This is a genomic window from Halomonas sp. TP35 (assembly GCF_052375975.1).
Taxonomy (GTDB): Bacteria; Pseudomonadota; Gammaproteobacteria; order Pseudomonadales; family Halomonadaceae; genus Vreelandella; species Vreelandella citrativorans.
The window spans coordinates 45,499-60,576 of sequence record NZ_JBQSUZ010000013.1 but is presented as its reverse complement, the minus strand read 5'-3'; the positions used below and the strand labels follow the sequence as shown (position 1 = coordinate 60,576).

Genomic DNA, 15,078 nt, shown 5'->3' with positions numbered 1-15,078 from the left:
ATTACTTTTAAAGGTGCCCCATGGCGTTGAACCCCCACTTCTGGGCAGAAGAACTATCGCTACTGCATGACCACCTTTGGGCGCGCCTGACCCAAGGTGTCAGCGACCGCCACGCACCGGCGCGTTACCTCACCCTGGCCACCGTTAGCGAAAGCGGCATGCCGCAAGCCCGCACGGTAGTGCTCCGCAGCGCCGACAAGCAGGCGGCAACGCTTGCCATCTACACCGATATTCACTCAGAAAAGATAAGCGCTCTTCGCGCTAACCCTATGGCCGCGCTGCACGTATGGGATGCTGCTGAGCAGCTGCAAATACGCATAGAAGCCAGCGTCAGTATTTTGACTGGCGAAGCCGTAAGCGAGCAGTGGCAAAGCCTGCCGGAACACGCCCGCAGCGCCTATAGCAGCGGTCCCGCGCCGGGGGAACCGATTGTTGCTTCACTGGATTACACCAAAACGCCGGATGAAAGCGCTTTCGCAGTGTTGTGGATGGATGTTCAAGCGATAGAAGCGCTGCACTTGGGGCAGCATCACCGCCGCGCCGTATTCTCGCGAGGTGATGGTTGGGCGGGGCAGTGGCTGGTGCCGTGATGGCCGCGCAGGCCAACGCCAATGGCTGGCACATTTTGCAGGAGCGGGCTTCAGCCCGCGATGGCGTAGACTACTTATTCAAGCCAATGCTAATCGCCGTTCATATTGTAGGCACGGAAGGCAAAGAGATTCATTAAACAGGGAAGCCATGATGGCTACCGTCCGGCAGCTCAATATCTACACGGACACGACCACCCATCGCTTCAACGTAGCGTTTAAGTGAGCTAAGGCGCATATCCTGGCCCACCTTCTCCAGTCCCGCTACGGTCGGCTGCCTAACACCCATTGCATCTGCAATTTCAGTTTGCGTTTTCTCTGCCAGCAGACGAATTTCGGCTAGCCTGATCTCAAACAGCATATCGCTTGCCTTCGCTTCTGCCGCCGCAACGATCTCTGGCTTTTCTTTTGCCAGTAAGTCTTCAAGCTTGCGTGCCATTGTGACTACCTCACTTTAAGGTTTCCAGATGAGCCGCATACTCTCTGTCGGCAACTGGAATCATTTCATCGTAAAAGCGTTTGTCGTTCCCGCCTTTATCACCAGCGCATAAAACGATACCGGTACGCGTTGGATCAAACGCAAAGAAAGCTCTGATAGGGCGGCCAAAGCTCTGTACGCGCAGCTCTTTCATATTAGGAAACTGAGAGCCGTTTACCGTATCAGCATGCGGGCGCGAGAGCATTGGCCCCCGTTCTCGTAAAAGAAGAAGAGAAGCCAGGACATTCTCCCGGTCAGCTTCCTCAAGCGAGAAAAACCACGTTTCAAAGGTATCTGTCTGTTCTATCGACCACATGCGTGCCTCTTTATTTTATAGGTTTTATGCTATATAGCTTTTGGCCTATAATCAAGCGCTCAAAAGGCTGGGTTTATGTTGTATCGCTTGGCAAAATAAACGATAAGCAGAAACGCGCTTCACTATCCCAGCAGGCGAGGTTATCGGCTGGTCGGATCGAACTGTGATTCGCGCAACGGGTATCCCATGATGATGCGTTTCTGGAAACCCTCGCCCTGACAGACCGCCTGCAGGCAACCGAACAAGGATGGCATTTGGAGCCTCAACCCAGCTGAGCTTCTATCGCGGTCTTGTCGATCACCGACCAGACTTCCTGAATCTTATTATCACGGAAGAGGTAGAACGCGTTCTCGCAAAACGTCACTTTTTGGCCGTCCACCGCAAGGCCGAGGAAGCTACCTTTGGGTGTTACATCGAATCGCAGCCTGCACGCAACATGGGGTGAATCAGCGGCCAAAAGCTCAATATTGAAGTGAAGATCGGGTATCTGCTCATAATCGGCTTCCAGCATGGCACGATAACCATCAAGCCCTAGGCGCCTGCCGTTGTGGTGGACATTGTCATGCACGAACTGGCCAAGGCTCGCCCAGTCCTGATGATTGAGGCAGGTGATGTAATCACGGTACGCCGCTTCCAAGTCACGTTTGTTCATCCTGGTTCTCCTTTCCTGGGCTGGCGTGAAGGTATTCGCCAAGGGTACATAGGCTCAGTATCATAAGCAGCCTAAACCAAGCCACAGAAGTCATCGTTCATGTCGTGCCCACCTTGCCCCCATTGCCAATCTGAATTCGTCTATCAGGATCAAAGCCTGTTCATCTGCCCCGAGTGCGCCCACGAATGGAACCCTTCTGAGACTGAGGCGGAAGACACCGTGACAGTAAAAGATGCCCACGGCACGCTGTTAGCGGAAGGCGACAAGGTAACAATGATCAAAGACCTCAAGGTCAAAGGCAGCTCACTGGTACTCAAGGTAGGCACCAAAGCCGTTATCAAGCGGCTCGTGGATAGCAAGGATCACCAACTGGACTGCAAGGTCGATGGCGCAGGCGACATGATGGTAACCGCTCATTTTGTGAAAAAGGCCTGAATAAGAGCCGGAATTCCACTATCCTCATCACGACGCAGTGAGCTGAGGTTCATCCACTTCCACCGCGTCACACAACATATCAGCAAAGCTTGCCAGGGCAGGTGTCCATGTTTCCGGTTCTGGGGCGACAAAATAGGTATCGATGTGGGCAATAGAAGCGGGCAGCGCCAGTGTGTGAACCCCGAACCGGTGCTGGTGAGCGTCAACCGTTCCACGCGGTAATACCGTATAACCCATCCCGGCAGCGACGCAGCCCAGCATCGCATCCAGCGAGCCGAACTCGAATATCCGACCCGCATTGACGCCATAGGAAGCCAGCAATAGCTCGATACGCTGGCGGTAGCTGCACCCTTGGCGAAACGCCATGAAGGCAGACGCCAGCAGCGCTTGTGAAGAAGGCATCGTTGCCATGGGCATTGAGCCCACTAAGACAAGCTCCTCGCTGAACGCTTTAAGCACGTGGTAGCGGCTATGCTCAAGCCGCCCAGCCACAAAGACACAGTCCACCTGGCCATTGAGCAGCAACTCGACCAGTTCAGCCGTTGGCCCGGTCTTGAGCTGGATATCAACATCAGGCTGCGCTGCGTGATACGCCGCTAGTATTGGGGGAAGGCGCAATGCCGTCGTGGTTTCCATGGCGCCTATCCGTAGCCGCCCACACGCCTTCTCTTGGCCCTTGAACAGCGATACCGCTTCATCATGGGCCGTCAACATGCGCTCAGCGTACTCCGCCAGCGCCAACCCAGCGCTTGTGGGGCGAACACGCCCCGCGCGATGAAATAGCTGTACGCCTAACTCCTCCTCAAGTTTCTTGATGTGAGTCGTCACGTTGGATTGCACCGTGTGCAAGCGTTTTGCCGCTGCCACGAAGCTGCCTGTCTCGGCCACCGCCATAAATAGTCGCAATGATTTAAGCTGCATGCTCACTTTTCTGCCAAGCCAGCGCTATCTCAAAACAAGATGGTAGCTATCATAACAAATCGTTTCTAGAAATAATTTCTCGCACGTAGTCTGGCTGTGCAGTACCGCGCTGCCCACCTTGCCCGAAAGGCGGCACAAAAAGGACACAATCTGATGAATCGGACATTTACTTCCCACGATTTACCCGCCCTGATGACCGGCATAATGGCGACCCTCGCGGGGATTGGCATTGCTCGCTTTGCCTACACGCCGCTATTACCGGCGATTATTCAGGAGGGTTGGTTTACCGCAAGCCAGGGCGCCTACCTGGGGGCAGCCAACCTGCTGGGCTACTTTATCGGCGCGCTTGTCGCCCACTCCCTGAGTGAGCGCTTTTCTACGCGCCACGTAATGGCGGCAAGCTTCGCCGGTATCGCTTTAAGCTTTGTGCTTTGCGCTGGGGAGGGCGGTTTCACCTGGTTCTTCTTCTGGCGCCTGGTGTCGGGCATTGCGGGCGCCATCTTAATGGTGATTGGCCCTTCGCTGGCGTTGGCGGCCACGCCCACAGAAAGGCGAACCCGTGTCGGTGCCATGGTGTTTACGGGGATTGGCCTGGGCGCTCTGCTTTCAGCCTTCATCGTGCCGTTGCTGCTTGAATTAAGTCTCGCGTTGACGTGGGGCGCGTTGGGGCTGCTCTGCATTATGGCGGGGCTTTTATGCGATCACGGCATCACTCGGCTGGCGTTACCTGCCACGGCCAGCCCAACGGCCAATAAATCCAGGGAGTATTCGGGGGTAAAGGTCGTCGTGTGGCTGGTCATTAGTGCGTATGCCCTGGATGCGGTTGGGTTTGTGCCCCATACCGTGTTCTGGGTGGATTATCTCGCCAGGGAAAACGCACTAGGTAATCAGGCCGCTTCATTTCAGTGGGGGATCTTCGGCTTAGGTGCCGTGTGCGGGCCGCTAATGGTCGGCGCCCTGGCGCAGCGAGCAGGTTGGCATTATGGTTTGGCGATTGCTTTTTTAGCGAAGGCTGCCGCTGTCCTGCTGCCTGTGTTCTCGCTAGCGCTGATCAGCCAATCGGTTTCCTCTTTTATGGTAGGGGCGATGATCCCCGGCATTGTCGCACTCACCTCGGGCCGCCTTGCTGAGCTGGTAGGGCCAACCGAGCACAAGAAAATCTGGGGGCAGGCCACCGCCGCTTTTGCTGCTGCCCAGGCAGTGGCTGGCTATGCCATGTCGGCACTCTATGGCGTTTGGGGCACTTACTCGCCGCTGTTCTCCATCAGCGGCCTTATGCTCGTCGTTGGCTTTTTGCTGGTACTGCTTAGCCGTGGTTTGCAGCAGCGCAACGCGGCACTTACTGCTCAAAACAGGAGGTAATAATGGAACTCTACCTAAACGCTACATCGCCCTACGCGCGGCTAGTGCGCATCGTGCTACTGGAACAAGGCCTGAGCGAAGCCGTTACGTTGAAATGGTGTGACCCCTGGGCAGACGACCCCGCACTGCTCAAGGCCAACCCCGCCGGGCGTATTCCGGTGCTAATCACCGAGGAAGGCACCACGCTCAGCGAATCGATGCTGATTGCTGTTTATCTGGATAGCGCTTATCCGGAGAAGCCCATGCTGCCACTATCTCATTTAGCTGAGGTGCTGCACGTTGCGGGGTTGGGTCAAAACCTCATGGAAGCGGCGTTTACGACGGTGATTGCCAGAAAGCACAACGGCAATGAGGTCGACAACAGCGTGTTGGGAGCGCGGCGCTTGCGGGCGATTCAGCGGCTGCTGAACCAGTTAAATAGTGAGCTTGGTGAAGCGCCAACGGCCTCGACCCTTTGCCTCGGTGAGATCGCCGCCGCTGTCGCGTTGGATTACCTCGCTTTCAGATTGCCGGAGGTAGCGTGGCAGGAGACCTATCGACCGCTTGCTTCGTGGCACCAAGGTGTGATTACCCGTTCGAGCTTTCAGGCGACTGCGTTTACCACATCTTAAAGATGATCCAACGACGAAGGGAAAAGGCCACTGCAACGCCAACGCTACCGACTAAAAACTAATCCGCCGTGGTGGGATTAATCTAAGTTAACTGCTAGTCTCGGAATATTAGAGCGAAAAACGCCGCAGGGAACACACGATGCAGAATGCTTGCCAACGGTTCACCCTACCAAGCAGCTCATACAAGGGCAGGCCAACAGCATTCTGCTGGCCGGCTCTACGTACGGTTGCCCCCCGCGCACGCGGCTATCTGCCACGCCACTACTTTTCATGTAAGAACGTACCGGTAGACGACTTATTCAACGTTTCAGAAACCACGACTTGTCGCCCTTTTAAAGGGCATGCAGCATACTTTTCGCTGGGTAAGAGTAAAGGTGTTGCTTGGAGTTATGAGCAGTCGGCTGAGTCTATGGTGGACGGGATAGGGGCTTATGAGTCAATTGATAAATGACATCTTCGGCCCTGAGCGGACATCCCGGCAGAAGCGTCATGTTGGTTCTGAAGTGTTAAGCAGCCAGCACGATAATCTATGCCATGCTGACTATTTATACTTAGTTTATTTGAATTTCAGTGGGATACAACGAGGCTGTAGAAAAAAATAGCAAGTATTTGTCGACTAGAAATTGTTCAATAATTGAACTAAAAATAGGCTCTAATCTTAAAATATGAAGCGCTTTTTTACCGAAAAACCTTCTGGATTTTATGTATAAGCATCATCGAAAAGTTAGTCGATGGTTTTCTATAGCCTCGATATAACACGCAGAATTAACGTGGTAGAACTAATATAATTTTGTTCGGAGTATTAAATGAAAAGACTATTTGAAGAACAGCTTGAAATAGCTAGAGATATAGAAAACAACAGCGAGAAATTGACGTTTTTAACATCGATATTGCGATCTCTTCTTCAGTCATCGGTCGTTGTAACGTTTGAAATAACGAAGGAATTAACACCAAGTGATGAACTCGGGCTCTCTGAAAATACTGCGAGGTTTTGCAAGCCTACAGATGGCATTCCGCTACAGATTCTTGACATATTGATACCTAAAGTTAGGGGGTATTTTTCTAAATGGTTTTTAATTGGATGGTTTGAAGCCACGAGTCAAGTCTCAAAGCCTCTGTCAAAACAACTTGTTCAATGGGTTGAGTTTAGAAACAAAAGACCTGCTCATGGTGTGCTAGATCAAAAAGTTACGGATGAGTGGGTAGTAAAAACAGAGGATATTTTGAATGATTGCTTAAGCGTTTTTTCAAAAATATTACCTACAACTAACAATGAGAATACATTAAATCCTCTGGATAAGTTTGGGAGGCTTTTAGTTGAAACTCCGCTTGTGATAAATGGTAGCCCAATAGTAATTATCAGTGTGCAAGTAAAAAAAGGCATTTGGAAGCTAAAAGGACAGCTGCTGTCCAACGAGGATGCAGAAGAATTCACTGTTGAACTTCCTGAAAGGAATATCTTTAATTTAACGAGTCTAAAGCCAATTGGGCCGTACAAGCTGACAGAAATAATATCAAAAAACAAAAATCATTCATTTTTTCATAATATACCTGTTCGCCAGACGGATACATTTGAAGGAAGAAAAGAAGAGTTGACGCTTCTAAAAGAATGGGTTGATGATGAGGATTCAAGATATTGCCTTGTTTTTGGTGATGGAGGTTATGGAAAAACAACTCTAGTTTTGGAGATGTTGAATCAGTTTTTAGAGAGCCAGATAGACTTTAATGAACCACTGCCTACAATCATAAGTTACCACACTGCAAAATCGACTCGATGGACGGAGGAAGGGCTAGTTCATTTAACTGGAATTTCTCCAATCATGGATGAGTGTGTACGAGACCTCATGAGGTTTTTTGAGCCAATTCTAAATAAAGATTGGTATACAATCTCTGGTCGACAACTTATTGATAAGGCAGTAGGCGTTTTAAAAGAAAATAAACTATCGAGAGATGATGTTTTACTAATCATTGATAATACCGAGACGTTAGCAACGAGCACAGACGAAGTAAGAGATCTTGGAGCATTTTTAAAAATCCTTGGAAAACTTATAGGTAGAGTGATTGTTACATCTCGAAGAAGAGAGTTTATAGAAGCAACGCCAATCGTTATAGAAGGCCTTTCTGAGTTTGAGGGAATGAACCTCATGAAGAGGCTGGCTAAAGATTTCAAGGCCAAACCACTATTACAGGCTGGCGAGCCCAAGTTAAGGAGAGTGTCTACGCAGCTGATGCATAAGCCAATTCTTTTAGAAGCCTTAGTAAAATATATAGCTCGTTCCGATTTAGGAATAGATGCGGCAATTGATAATCTCTTTAAAAAGACCAGTGAAGATCTTTTAGAATTTCTCTATGAGGATGCTTGGGCCAGAATGAGTCAGTTACAAAAAGAAGTTTTCCTTGTGCTGGTAAATATATCGAGCCCTATAGATCAAAATAGTGTAGGAAGGACGTGTTTGGAAGTCGGGATACAAAATACTGAGTTTCAATCAGGATTAGAGGAAACACACTTTGCTGTTTTAACAGATTACGGACGAACCTATTCTATTGAGCTTGCGGATTTGGCGAGACGCTTTTTTCTTCAGCAGTCTGGTAAATTAGATTTAAGTGAGAAGCAAAGAATCAAATCGATAGCAGAGAAAATTGATACATATGCAGCGGAACGAAAAAAAGTAGAAAGTGAATACCAAACGGATAGAATTGCAGAGGCATTCCGAAGCGAGTATGCGAGATCGGCCAAGGTTTACGCTGATAAAGGAGATGTTGAAAATGCTATCGAAATGTATGAATTGGCAATCGAAGATGACCCAGTTAATTCGTCACTTCATGACAGATTTTCATGGTTGCTATTGAATAAAGCCAATGACTTTGAATACGCAAAAAAAATGTCGGAAAAAGCTGTCGAACTAGACCCTGCTAACTGTGATGCTATCGTTGGATTGGCGTTAGCATGCTATCGGCTTCAAGATATAGAAGAAGGTGATAGGTATATTGATGAAGCTGGAAAAATTGGGAGATCTGAGTCGTTTTGCTTACTACGAAAAGCTATTTCCAGGTACCACAAGGCAAGAGATATTAACGATATTGATAGTCAGATTGTCTGCTTTGAAGAAGCATATCGCTTTTTAGAGAATGCGGCAAAAAGAAATCTTGTAAATGGCGGATATGACGCAAAAAACAATAAAGACATTCAAAGATACCAAGACCTAACAAGGCAAAAATTAGCAATATCTCGCGCTAAAAGAACAAGAAATAATAGTTTTAATTGAATGAGAAAGGCATAACAATCCAATGCACGCGGAGCCAGCTAAGTTGCGCAATTATTTGTGGTGTCGCTACGCTGCATTGTACCACAAATAATTGCGCAACTCCGCTAGCCCGGTGATTGGGGCATTATATCAGCACTACCTCAAAGACCGCTCCTGGCCGATAACTGGCAATGCTAGAATCGGTGATGATAATTTTAATTAACTATGATCCCACTAACCCGCATAACCTCCCTAACCACCGCATCATTCAAAATCCCCCGTTTGGCTTCCACCAACGTAAGCCATTCGCGGGCGCGGGTGATGCCGGTGTAGACCAGCTCCCGCGTCAGAATCGGGTTGGGCGTTTGCGGTAGTAGTAGTGCGGTGTGCAAAAATTCCGAGCCTTGGGATTTGTGTACCGTCATCGCGAATACGGTTTCTACCGCGTGCAGGCGGGAGGGCAGTACCCAGCGGATGGGATTTTTCGTATCGCTGGTCGGAAAGGCGACTCTATATAAGGTTCTTCCTACGCCGCGAGGGTCGGGTACTGCTAGGGTAATGCCAATATCGCCGTTCATTAGCCCCAGGCTGTAGTCGTTTTGCGTGACCAGCACCGGGCGGCCTTCATACCAGCCTTTCTCTAGTTCGATATCACTTGCGCTTAATAGCGTGTGGCTGCGCAGTACTTTTGCGATGCGTAAATTCAAGCCTTCCACGCCCCACGGCCCTTTGCGTAGCGCGCAGAGCAGTTGGAAGTGGCCGTAGGCGTTTAGTACGTCGCTGGCCCACGTGTCGTAGGCGCCTTTGTTTTCCTCAAAGGCTAGCGTTACCTCGGGGCGCTGTTGATCCAAAACCGTAAGGTAGTGCCGATAGCCCGTGGGTGGCGCTATCTCCTCATTGGTTTTCTTATCAAGGAGGCCTTTACCGGCATGTGGGAAGCGCTCCGGGGAGCCGGTCACCACCAAGCGCTCCAGGGCGCTGTCATTTTCCCCGCCCAGCACCAAATGATGCAGGTCGGCGTAGCCGTGGCGCAGGGCGCTGTGTACGGCGTTCTGTTTATCGCGCTCGCTAAGCGTGGCGCTTAACGGCTGGTTAATCGCCTCGGCCAACTGGCCAATGCCGCTGGCAGCGTCAAAGCGGTGGCTTACCCGCAGCATGGTAATCGCCTGGTCGAGGGGCTGGCCGTTAGGGCAGGTTAGCGCTTCGGGTAGCGGGTGGCCGGTGAGTTTGGCAAGCCACTGGGCGGTTTCCGGCGTGTAGTGGGCGGCCTCGGCGCGGCGGCATAAATCCCCCAGTACGGCACCGGCTTCCACAGAAGCCAACTGGTCTTTATCGCCCAGCAGCACCAGCTTGGCGTGGGCGGGCAGGGCGCTTAACACGGCGGTCATCATTTCGATATCGACCATGGAAGCTTCATCGATCACCAGTACGTCCAACGCCAACGGGTTGTTGGGGTTATGGCGGAAGTGGCGGGTATCGGGCCTGGCGCCTAGCAGGCGGTGTAGGGTGGTGACTTCGGTGGGGATGGAGGCACTTAGTTGTTCAGTGCATGAATCATCGCCGAATGAATTCGGCTCCCACAATTCACTCTGCGCCCATAGCGCCGCAAGGTCTTCGATAGGCAACTGGCTTACCTGCCCGGCGATGGATTCATTGAGGCGGGCGGCGGCTTTGCCGGTGGGGGCGGCCAGGCGGATGCGCAGCGCCTGCGTGGGCGAGTGGGCCAGTTGCAGGGTTTGCAGCAGGGCGAGCAGGCGCACGACGGTGGTGGTTTTGCCGGTGCCGGGGCCGCCGGTAATAATCGCAAAGTGGCTGCGGGCCGCCAGCGCGCAGGCGACCTTTTGCCAATCCAGGGTGCCGTTGTCGGGGAACAGGGTGTTCAGGGCTTGTTGGAGCAGGCCTGAATCAAGCACATCACTGCCAATCACCGAAAGCGGCTCATGCCCAATTGCCGTGTTAGCGCCTTCTTCAAGCGCCAAGCGAGCGGCGATTTCCTGGTGCAGGGTTTGTTCGTACTGCCAGTAGCGGCGCAGGTAAAGCCGGGTGGTGTGCGGGGTCTCGGAGCGCACCAGCGGCGTGTTGCTGTGGCCGTTGCTGATCAGCGTGGGGTGCTCAAGTGCGGCCTGCCACTCAGCAAGCGTTAGCGTGGCTAATACCTCGCTGGGTAGCGGCGGCGGGTCGCTTAGGTCATCGCCTTCTGGCGGTAGCGAAAGGGCGAAGTCCGGTGCGTTCAGCGTGGCGTTTAAGTCCAGGCACACATGGCCTCGGCCCAACTGATGGCTGGCAAGCGCAGTGGCTAGCAGAAGCAGCGGCGGCACCTGGCCTCCCTCGCGGGCGAAGAAGCTGACCAGTGCGCGGTCCAGGTCGCGCAGCCAACCTCTGGCGACCCAGCGCTCGCAAAGCGCCATTAAAGTGCCCGTATCGTTCAGCGCAGGGTGCCGTTGGTGGCCAGGTGTTACTGTGCTGTTACGCGGTGTGGCAGGCGCAGGCTCGTTTTCGCCGAACAGGTCCAGGGTTTGTGAGTCTTTCATGCCGTTTCCTTAAGGCCAGCGCCGCTGGCCGTGCCTGCAAATAACGCATCCAACGCTTCAATCAGCGCCACCGGGGCGGGTTCGGGGTGTACGCCGCGTGCAGGCGTACGGCTGCCACGCAAAAATACGGTCAATGACCCACCCAAATGGACGTGCGGGTCATAGTTGGGTAGGCGGGCTTTTAACAGCCGGTGCAGTGCCAGCAGGTACAGCGCGGCCTGTAGGTCGTAGCGTTTTTCAAGTAGCGCGGCGCTCAAGGCGTCAACGGTGTAGGCGCTGTCGTCTGCGCCCAGGTAGTTGGATTTCCAGTCCAGCACGTAAAAGCGCCCATCAAATTCAAACGCCAAGTCGATAAAGCCTTTGAGCATACCGTTGAGTGTGTCGGCATCCAGTGCGGGCCGGGCAAGGCCGGGAAGTAAGTGCTGGCTAACCAGTTCATCCAGCGCCTGCGTATCCACCTGGTGGGCGGCAAACCAGAACTCCAGCTCTACCTGATAACCGCTTAGCTGTTGAAGCGCTACGGTACTTTGCTGGCCGGGAAGCGGCAACTGAGTGCCGAGCAAATCCTCAAACCAGCCTGCCAGCGGTTCATACCACGCTTGCCAACCGCGCAGTTGCAGGCGGCGGCGCAGGGTGTCTTCACGGGCGGCGGTGTCTTCAAGCGCCTTGGCAAAGCCCAGCTGGCCTGCCCACTCCAACAAGCCGTGTAGAAAGGTGCCAGGGCCGGGGCCGCGAGGGAAACGGTGCAAGTGGCTTGTGTTTGCACTTGGCTGGTCGCTGTCAGCGGGCAATGGGGAGTGAGTGGTTACACTCGCCATGGGCTGCCCGGTTAATGGAGAGCCTTGCAGCAGGTCTTGCGGTTCATCCAGCACTTCAAACGTGGTGGCTTCCTGGGGCGTGGTGGGTTCCGGCGTGGGGGCAGTGGTTGATAGCAGCCCTGAAATGCCGCCCGTGGTGCGCAGCGCCGAGTAGCTGGCGATCCACCACTGCTCGCGGGCGGGGCGTGTGGGCGTGCGGGCTTGCCCCAAGGCTTCTTGCTGCTGGGCGGGCGTAAAGCACAGCGCGGTAGGTGCTGGCGCAGGCTCCAGGGCTATGTCGCTTTTATGGACCAGCGCGGCGAGCGCTTCGCCGAACTCATTGGGCGCAATGTAGTCACCGCCATTAAGCAGGTAACCCAGAGCGCTGCCTTCGCCATCCTTTAACGGCGCAAGCCCCAGCCAGGTGGCGTGGCGGGCGCGGGTAAGCGCCACGTAAAGCTTGCGTAAGTCTTCGCCTAAACGTTCGCGGTCGGCGGTGGCGAGTGTTTCTGCATCGGCGCTTAGGCTTAGCTGTAAATTGCCTTCACCATCGTGCCAGCGCAGCGGTACATCGCCTTTTTTAGTGGGGCGATGGTTGGCAATAAACGGCAGAAAGACCAGCGGGTACTCAAGCCCCTTGGATTTATGGATGGTCACGACCTTGACCAGGTCTGCATCGCTTTCCAGGCGCAGCTTGTGGCTGTCGCCGTGGCTTTCCGGGTCGGCAATCGCTTCCGCCAGAAAGCGTATCAGCGCGTGCTCGCCATCCAGTTCCTGGCTTGCCTGCTGAAGCAGTTCGCCCAGGTGAAGCAAGTCGGTTAGCAAGCGCTCACCGTCGGTTAACGCAAGCAGCCGGGCAGGAATGTTGAAGTCCACCATCAGCTTGCGCACCAGCGGCAGCACGCCCTGGCGCTGCCACAGGCGGTGGTAACGGCTGAACTGCTCTACCCGGGCCTCCCAGGCAAGCTCGCTCTCGTTAAGGTGATCAAGCTCGCTAAGGCTCACCCCAAGCAGCGGCGTGGCCAGCGCTGCGCGCAGCTTGGCTTCCGCCTGGCGTGAATTGGCCTGGGATTCCGCACAGGCGCGCAGGCAGGTTTCCATCTGCTGGGCGATAGATGAGCTAAATACCTTGTCGTGATCCGAAAGATAAACGCTTTTAACCCCACGGCTTGCCAATGCCAGGCGAATGGCGCGGGCTTCCTGCAGGCCGTTTACCAGCACCGCCATATCAGAGGGTTTTAGTGGGGTGAGTTCGCCCTCGGTTTTAAAACCCGCTTGCCGCTTGCGGCCCGCTTCCAGCAGGGCGGTCATGTGGGAAGCGCAGCCTTCGGCCATTTCAAGCTGGTAGGCGGTTTTGGAAAGCGGCTCGTCAGCCGCCATTTGCCACAGCGTCATGGCGGGCAGCGGCGCGCCGTTCAACACCAATTGGTCGGCGCGGCCTTTGGCGTCGACCGGTAAAAACGGCAGGGGGTTATCGCCGCCTTGTTCACGAAATAAAAACGCGCCCGCTTCGTGCTTGTCGGCGTAGTTAAAGCAGTGGTTAACCGCGTTGACCATCGCAGCACTTGAGCGAAAGTTAGTGCCCAGCGTAACGTGGCGGCCATCGGTGTCGTGGCGGGCTTTCAGGTAGGTGAAAATATCTGCGCCACGGAAGGCGTAAATGGCCTGCTTGGGGTCGCCAATCAGCATCACGGCGGTGTCGCGGCGCGGTGTGGCAACGTTATACACCGCGTTAAAAATGCGGTACTGAATTGGGTCGGTGTCCTGAAATTCGTCAATCAGTGCGACCGGGAACTGGCGCTGGATTTGGGCGGCCAGCGCTTCTTTATTGGGGCCTTGCAGGGCGCGGTCGAGGTGTGTGAGCAGGTCGTTGGGGCCCATTTCAGCGCGGCGCTCCTGCTCGCGTTCCAGGCGCTTGCGGCACCACTGCACAGCGTGAATTAACAGGTCGTTGCGCGGCTCGGGCAGGGCATTAAGCTCGCCGGGCAGTTGGGCGAGCGCTTCCCACACCGCTGGGCAGGGCGGCGTGCCCACTTTCCAGATATCGGCCATGCCCTCAGGCGTCATGCGCCGCCAGGCGGCATCGGTAAGCTGGGGGCGGTCGGCATCGCTGGTGCACCAATCGCGCAGCGCGCCCAGCCAGTTGGCGCGGCTTTTGGCGTTGAAACTTTGGCCCTTAAAGGCTTTTTGCTGGGCGGCTTCTTCCAGCGCGGGCACCACACCGTTCAGCCATGCAGCCCAGGGGGCTTTTAACGCGCTGAGTTTGGCGGCTCGGGCGGCCTGGCAGTTCGTTAGCGTTTGCAGAGGTTCGGGGCGTTGTTCGCCCAGCGCGTCGCACTCGGGCAGTAGGCGTTGCAAGCTGGCGTGCAGGTCGTCGGGGGATTGCCAGTAGCTAACAATGCTTTCCAGCGCGTCGCTCTCAAGGGCGTAGTAAAAGCTGCGCCAGTAGTCGCGCACGACGTCCTGCTCCAGCTCGCGCTGGTCGTTCTCCAGGTTCAGCGAGAACAGGCTGCCGCTATCGAAAGCGTGTTCGCGCAGCATGCGGTAGCACCAGCTGTGAATAGTGGAAACGGCGGCTTCGTCCATCCACTCGGCGGCCAGTGCCAAGCGCCGTGCGCAGGCGGGCCAGGCTGAGGGTGGGTACTCACTGCGCAGCTCAAGCAGCAGTTTGTCGCCTGCGTTTTCATCACTGCGAAAAATCTCGGCGGCTTCCACCAGCCGGTTACGAATCCGCTCGCGTAGTTCCTGGGTCGCGGCGTTGGTAAACGTGACCACCAGGATTTCGGGCGGCGTGAGCGGGCGGATAAAGGCGTCGTCGTCCTCTTTGCTGCGCCCACCCAATACCAGACGCACGTATAAAAGTGCGATGGTGAAGGTTTTGCCGGTACCTGCGCTGGCTTCAATCAAGCGGCTGCCGTGCAAGGGCAAGCTCAAGGGGGTGAGTGGGGCGGGATGGCTCATCACTGGTCTCCAGGAGCAGGCGCTAGCAGGCACAAAACAACACGCCCCGGATGGGGCAAATAGAGGCGGCTGGAGAACTATATCGCGATGACCCTTAGGGAGCAAAAAGCAGCGAGCAAAAGGCACAAGCGAGCGGGTTGGGCTGGGAGCCAGCGCCATCACCTGATAATCTTGTCGGCTAG

General features: G+C 54.4%; 13 protein-coding genes. 7 read left to right on the top strand and 6 right to left on the bottom strand.

The annotated features are described in order from the left end of the window. The first annotated feature begins 20 nt into the window (after positions 1–20). Positions 21–590 carry a pyridoxamine 5'-phosphate oxidase family protein gene (locus ACT3RU_RS14065; RefSeq protein WP_192528172.1) on the top strand — a complete coding sequence of 190 codons (570 nt, stop codon included), beginning with the start codon at positions 21–23 and terminating at the stop codon, positions 588–590. Beyond that, entirely contained in the window at positions 590–727 is a 138-nt protein-coding gene (locus ACT3RU_RS14060) for a hypothetical protein (RefSeq protein ID WP_192528174.1), read from the top strand. Before ACT3RU_RS14065 ends, ACT3RU_RS14060 begins: the two co-directional genes overlap by 1 nt. Here ACT3RU_RS14060 and ACT3RU_RS14055 read toward each other — a convergent pair. From ACT3RU_RS14055 to ACT3RU_RS14045, 3 genes are all read right to left on the bottom strand, one after another. Further along, positions 724–1,026 carry a helix-turn-helix domain-containing protein gene (locus tag ACT3RU_RS14055; protein WP_087111826.1) on the bottom strand — a complete coding sequence of 101 codons (303 nt, stop codon included), beginning with the start codon at positions 1,024–1,026 and terminating at the stop codon, positions 724–726. The genes ACT3RU_RS14060 and ACT3RU_RS14055 overlap by 4 nt on opposite strands. A gap of 10 nt (positions 1,027–1,036) precedes the next feature. Further along, positions 1,037–1,381 carry a type II toxin-antitoxin system RelE/ParE family toxin gene (locus ACT3RU_RS14050; protein WP_192528176.1) on the bottom strand — a complete coding sequence of 115 codons (345 nt, stop codon included), beginning with the start codon at positions 1,379–1,381 and terminating at the stop codon, positions 1,037–1,039. Positions 1,382–1,643: 262 nt separating this feature from the next. Continuing rightward, entirely contained in the window at positions 1,644–2,033 is a 390-nt protein-coding gene (locus ACT3RU_RS14045) for an ester cyclase (RefSeq protein WP_192528178.1), read from the bottom strand. Between the two features lie 99 nt (positions 2,034–2,132). On the opposite strand from ACT3RU_RS14045, the gene ACT3RU_RS14040 reads away from it, so the two are divergent. Beyond that, a complete protein-coding gene (locus tag ACT3RU_RS14040) occupies positions 2,133–2,468 on the top strand; it encodes a zinc ribbon domain-containing protein YjdM (RefSeq protein ID WP_192528180.1) in 336 nt (111 codons plus the stop codon). Between the two features lie 27 nt (positions 2,469–2,495). Here the strand turns inward: ACT3RU_RS14040 and ACT3RU_RS14035 are convergent, their stop codons facing one another. Further along, positions 2,496–3,389, bottom strand: coding sequence for a LysR family transcriptional regulator (locus ACT3RU_RS14035; RefSeq protein ID WP_192528182.1), 894 nt, complete (start codon positions 3,387–3,389; stop codon positions 2,496–2,498). A 153-nt stretch (positions 3,390–3,542) separates the two neighbouring features. Here ACT3RU_RS14035 and ACT3RU_RS14030 point away from each other — a divergent pair, with 153 nt between their 5' ends. The 4 genes from ACT3RU_RS14030 (at position 3,543) to ACT3RU_RS14015 (ending at position 8,628) form a co-directional block, all read left to right on the top strand. Then, entirely contained in the window at positions 3,543–4,751 is a 1,209-nt protein-coding gene (locus tag ACT3RU_RS14030) for a YbfB/YjiJ family MFS transporter (protein ID WP_192528183.1), read from the top strand. Between the two features lie 2 nt (positions 4,752–4,753). Further along, positions 4,754–5,362, top strand: a complete 609-nt coding sequence (locus tag ACT3RU_RS14025) for a glutathione S-transferase family protein (protein ID WP_192528185.1) — start codon at positions 4,754–4,756, stop codon at positions 5,360–5,362. Between the two features lie 139 nt (positions 5,363–5,501). Then, a complete protein-coding gene (locus ACT3RU_RS14020; RefSeq protein WP_192528186.1) occupies positions 5,502–5,813 on the top strand; it encodes a DUF427 domain-containing protein in 312 nt (103 codons plus the stop codon). A gap of 355 nt (positions 5,814–6,168) precedes the next feature. Next, positions 6,169–8,628: a tetratricopeptide repeat protein gene (locus ACT3RU_RS14015; RefSeq protein WP_192528187.1), complete on the top strand. Its 2,460-nt coding sequence runs from the start codon at positions 6,169–6,171 to the stop codon at positions 8,626–8,628. A gap of 194 nt (positions 8,629–8,822) precedes the next feature. On the opposite strand, the gene recD is transcribed toward ACT3RU_RS14015, so the two are convergent. Together recD and recB are read right to left on the bottom strand one after the other, a co-directional pair. Beyond that, on the bottom strand, positions 8,823–11,138 hold the full coding sequence (gene recD, locus ACT3RU_RS14010; RefSeq protein WP_192528188.1) for an exodeoxyribonuclease V subunit alpha: 2,316 nt from the start codon (positions 11,136–11,138) through the stop codon (positions 8,823–8,825). Next, the gene (gene recB / locus ACT3RU_RS14005; protein ID WP_192528189.1) at positions 11,135–14,896 is read right to left on the bottom strand and encodes an exodeoxyribonuclease V subunit beta; all 3,762 of its coding nucleotides are present in this window, start codon (positions 14,894–14,896) and stop codon (positions 11,135–11,137) included. Before recB ends, recD begins: the two co-directional genes overlap by 4 nt. Between the last annotated feature and the right edge of the window lie 182 nt (positions 14,897–15,078).

Coding starts and splice junctions, on each gene's coding strand:
- ACT3RU_RS14065 (WP_192528172.1), top strand. CDS start 21: ATGGCGTTGAACCCCCACTTCTGGGCAGAAGAACTATCGCTACTGCAT.
- ACT3RU_RS14060 (WP_192528174.1), top strand. CDS start 590: ATGGCCGCGCAGGCCAACGCCAATGGCTGGCACATTTTGCAGGAGCGG.
- ACT3RU_RS14055 (WP_087111826.1), bottom strand. CDS start 1,026: ATGGCACGCAAGCTTGAAGACTTACTGGCAAAAGAAAAGCCAGAGATC.
- ACT3RU_RS14050 (WP_192528176.1), bottom strand. CDS start 1,381: ATGTGGTCGATAGAACAGACAGATACCTTTGAAACGTGGTTTTTCTCG.
- ACT3RU_RS14045 (WP_192528178.1), bottom strand. CDS start 2,033: ATGAACAAACGTGACTTGGAAGCGGCGTACCGTGATTACATCACCTGC.
- ACT3RU_RS14040 (WP_192528180.1), top strand. CDS start 2,133: ATGTCGTGCCCACCTTGCCCCCATTGCCAATCTGAATTCGTCTATCAG.
- ACT3RU_RS14035 (WP_192528182.1), bottom strand. CDS start 3,389: ATGCAGCTTAAATCATTGCGACTATTTATGGCGGTGGCCGAGACAGGC.
- ACT3RU_RS14030 (WP_192528183.1), top strand. CDS start 3,543: ATGAATCGGACATTTACTTCCCACGATTTACCCGCCCTGATGACCGGC.
- ACT3RU_RS14025 (WP_192528185.1), top strand. CDS start 4,754: ATGGAACTCTACCTAAACGCTACATCGCCCTACGCGCGGCTAGTGCGC.
- ACT3RU_RS14020 (WP_192528186.1), top strand. CDS start 5,502: ATGCAGAATGCTTGCCAACGGTTCACCCTACCAAGCAGCTCATACAAG.
- ACT3RU_RS14015 (WP_192528187.1), top strand. CDS start 6,169: ATGAAAAGACTATTTGAAGAACAGCTTGAAATAGCTAGAGATATAGAA.
- recD (WP_192528188.1), bottom strand. CDS start 11,138: ATGAAAGACTCACAAACCCTGGACCTGTTCGGCGAAAACGAGCCTGCG.
- recB (WP_192528189.1), bottom strand. CDS start 14,896: ATGAGCCATCCCGCCCCACTCACCCCCTTGAGCTTGCCCTTGCACGGC.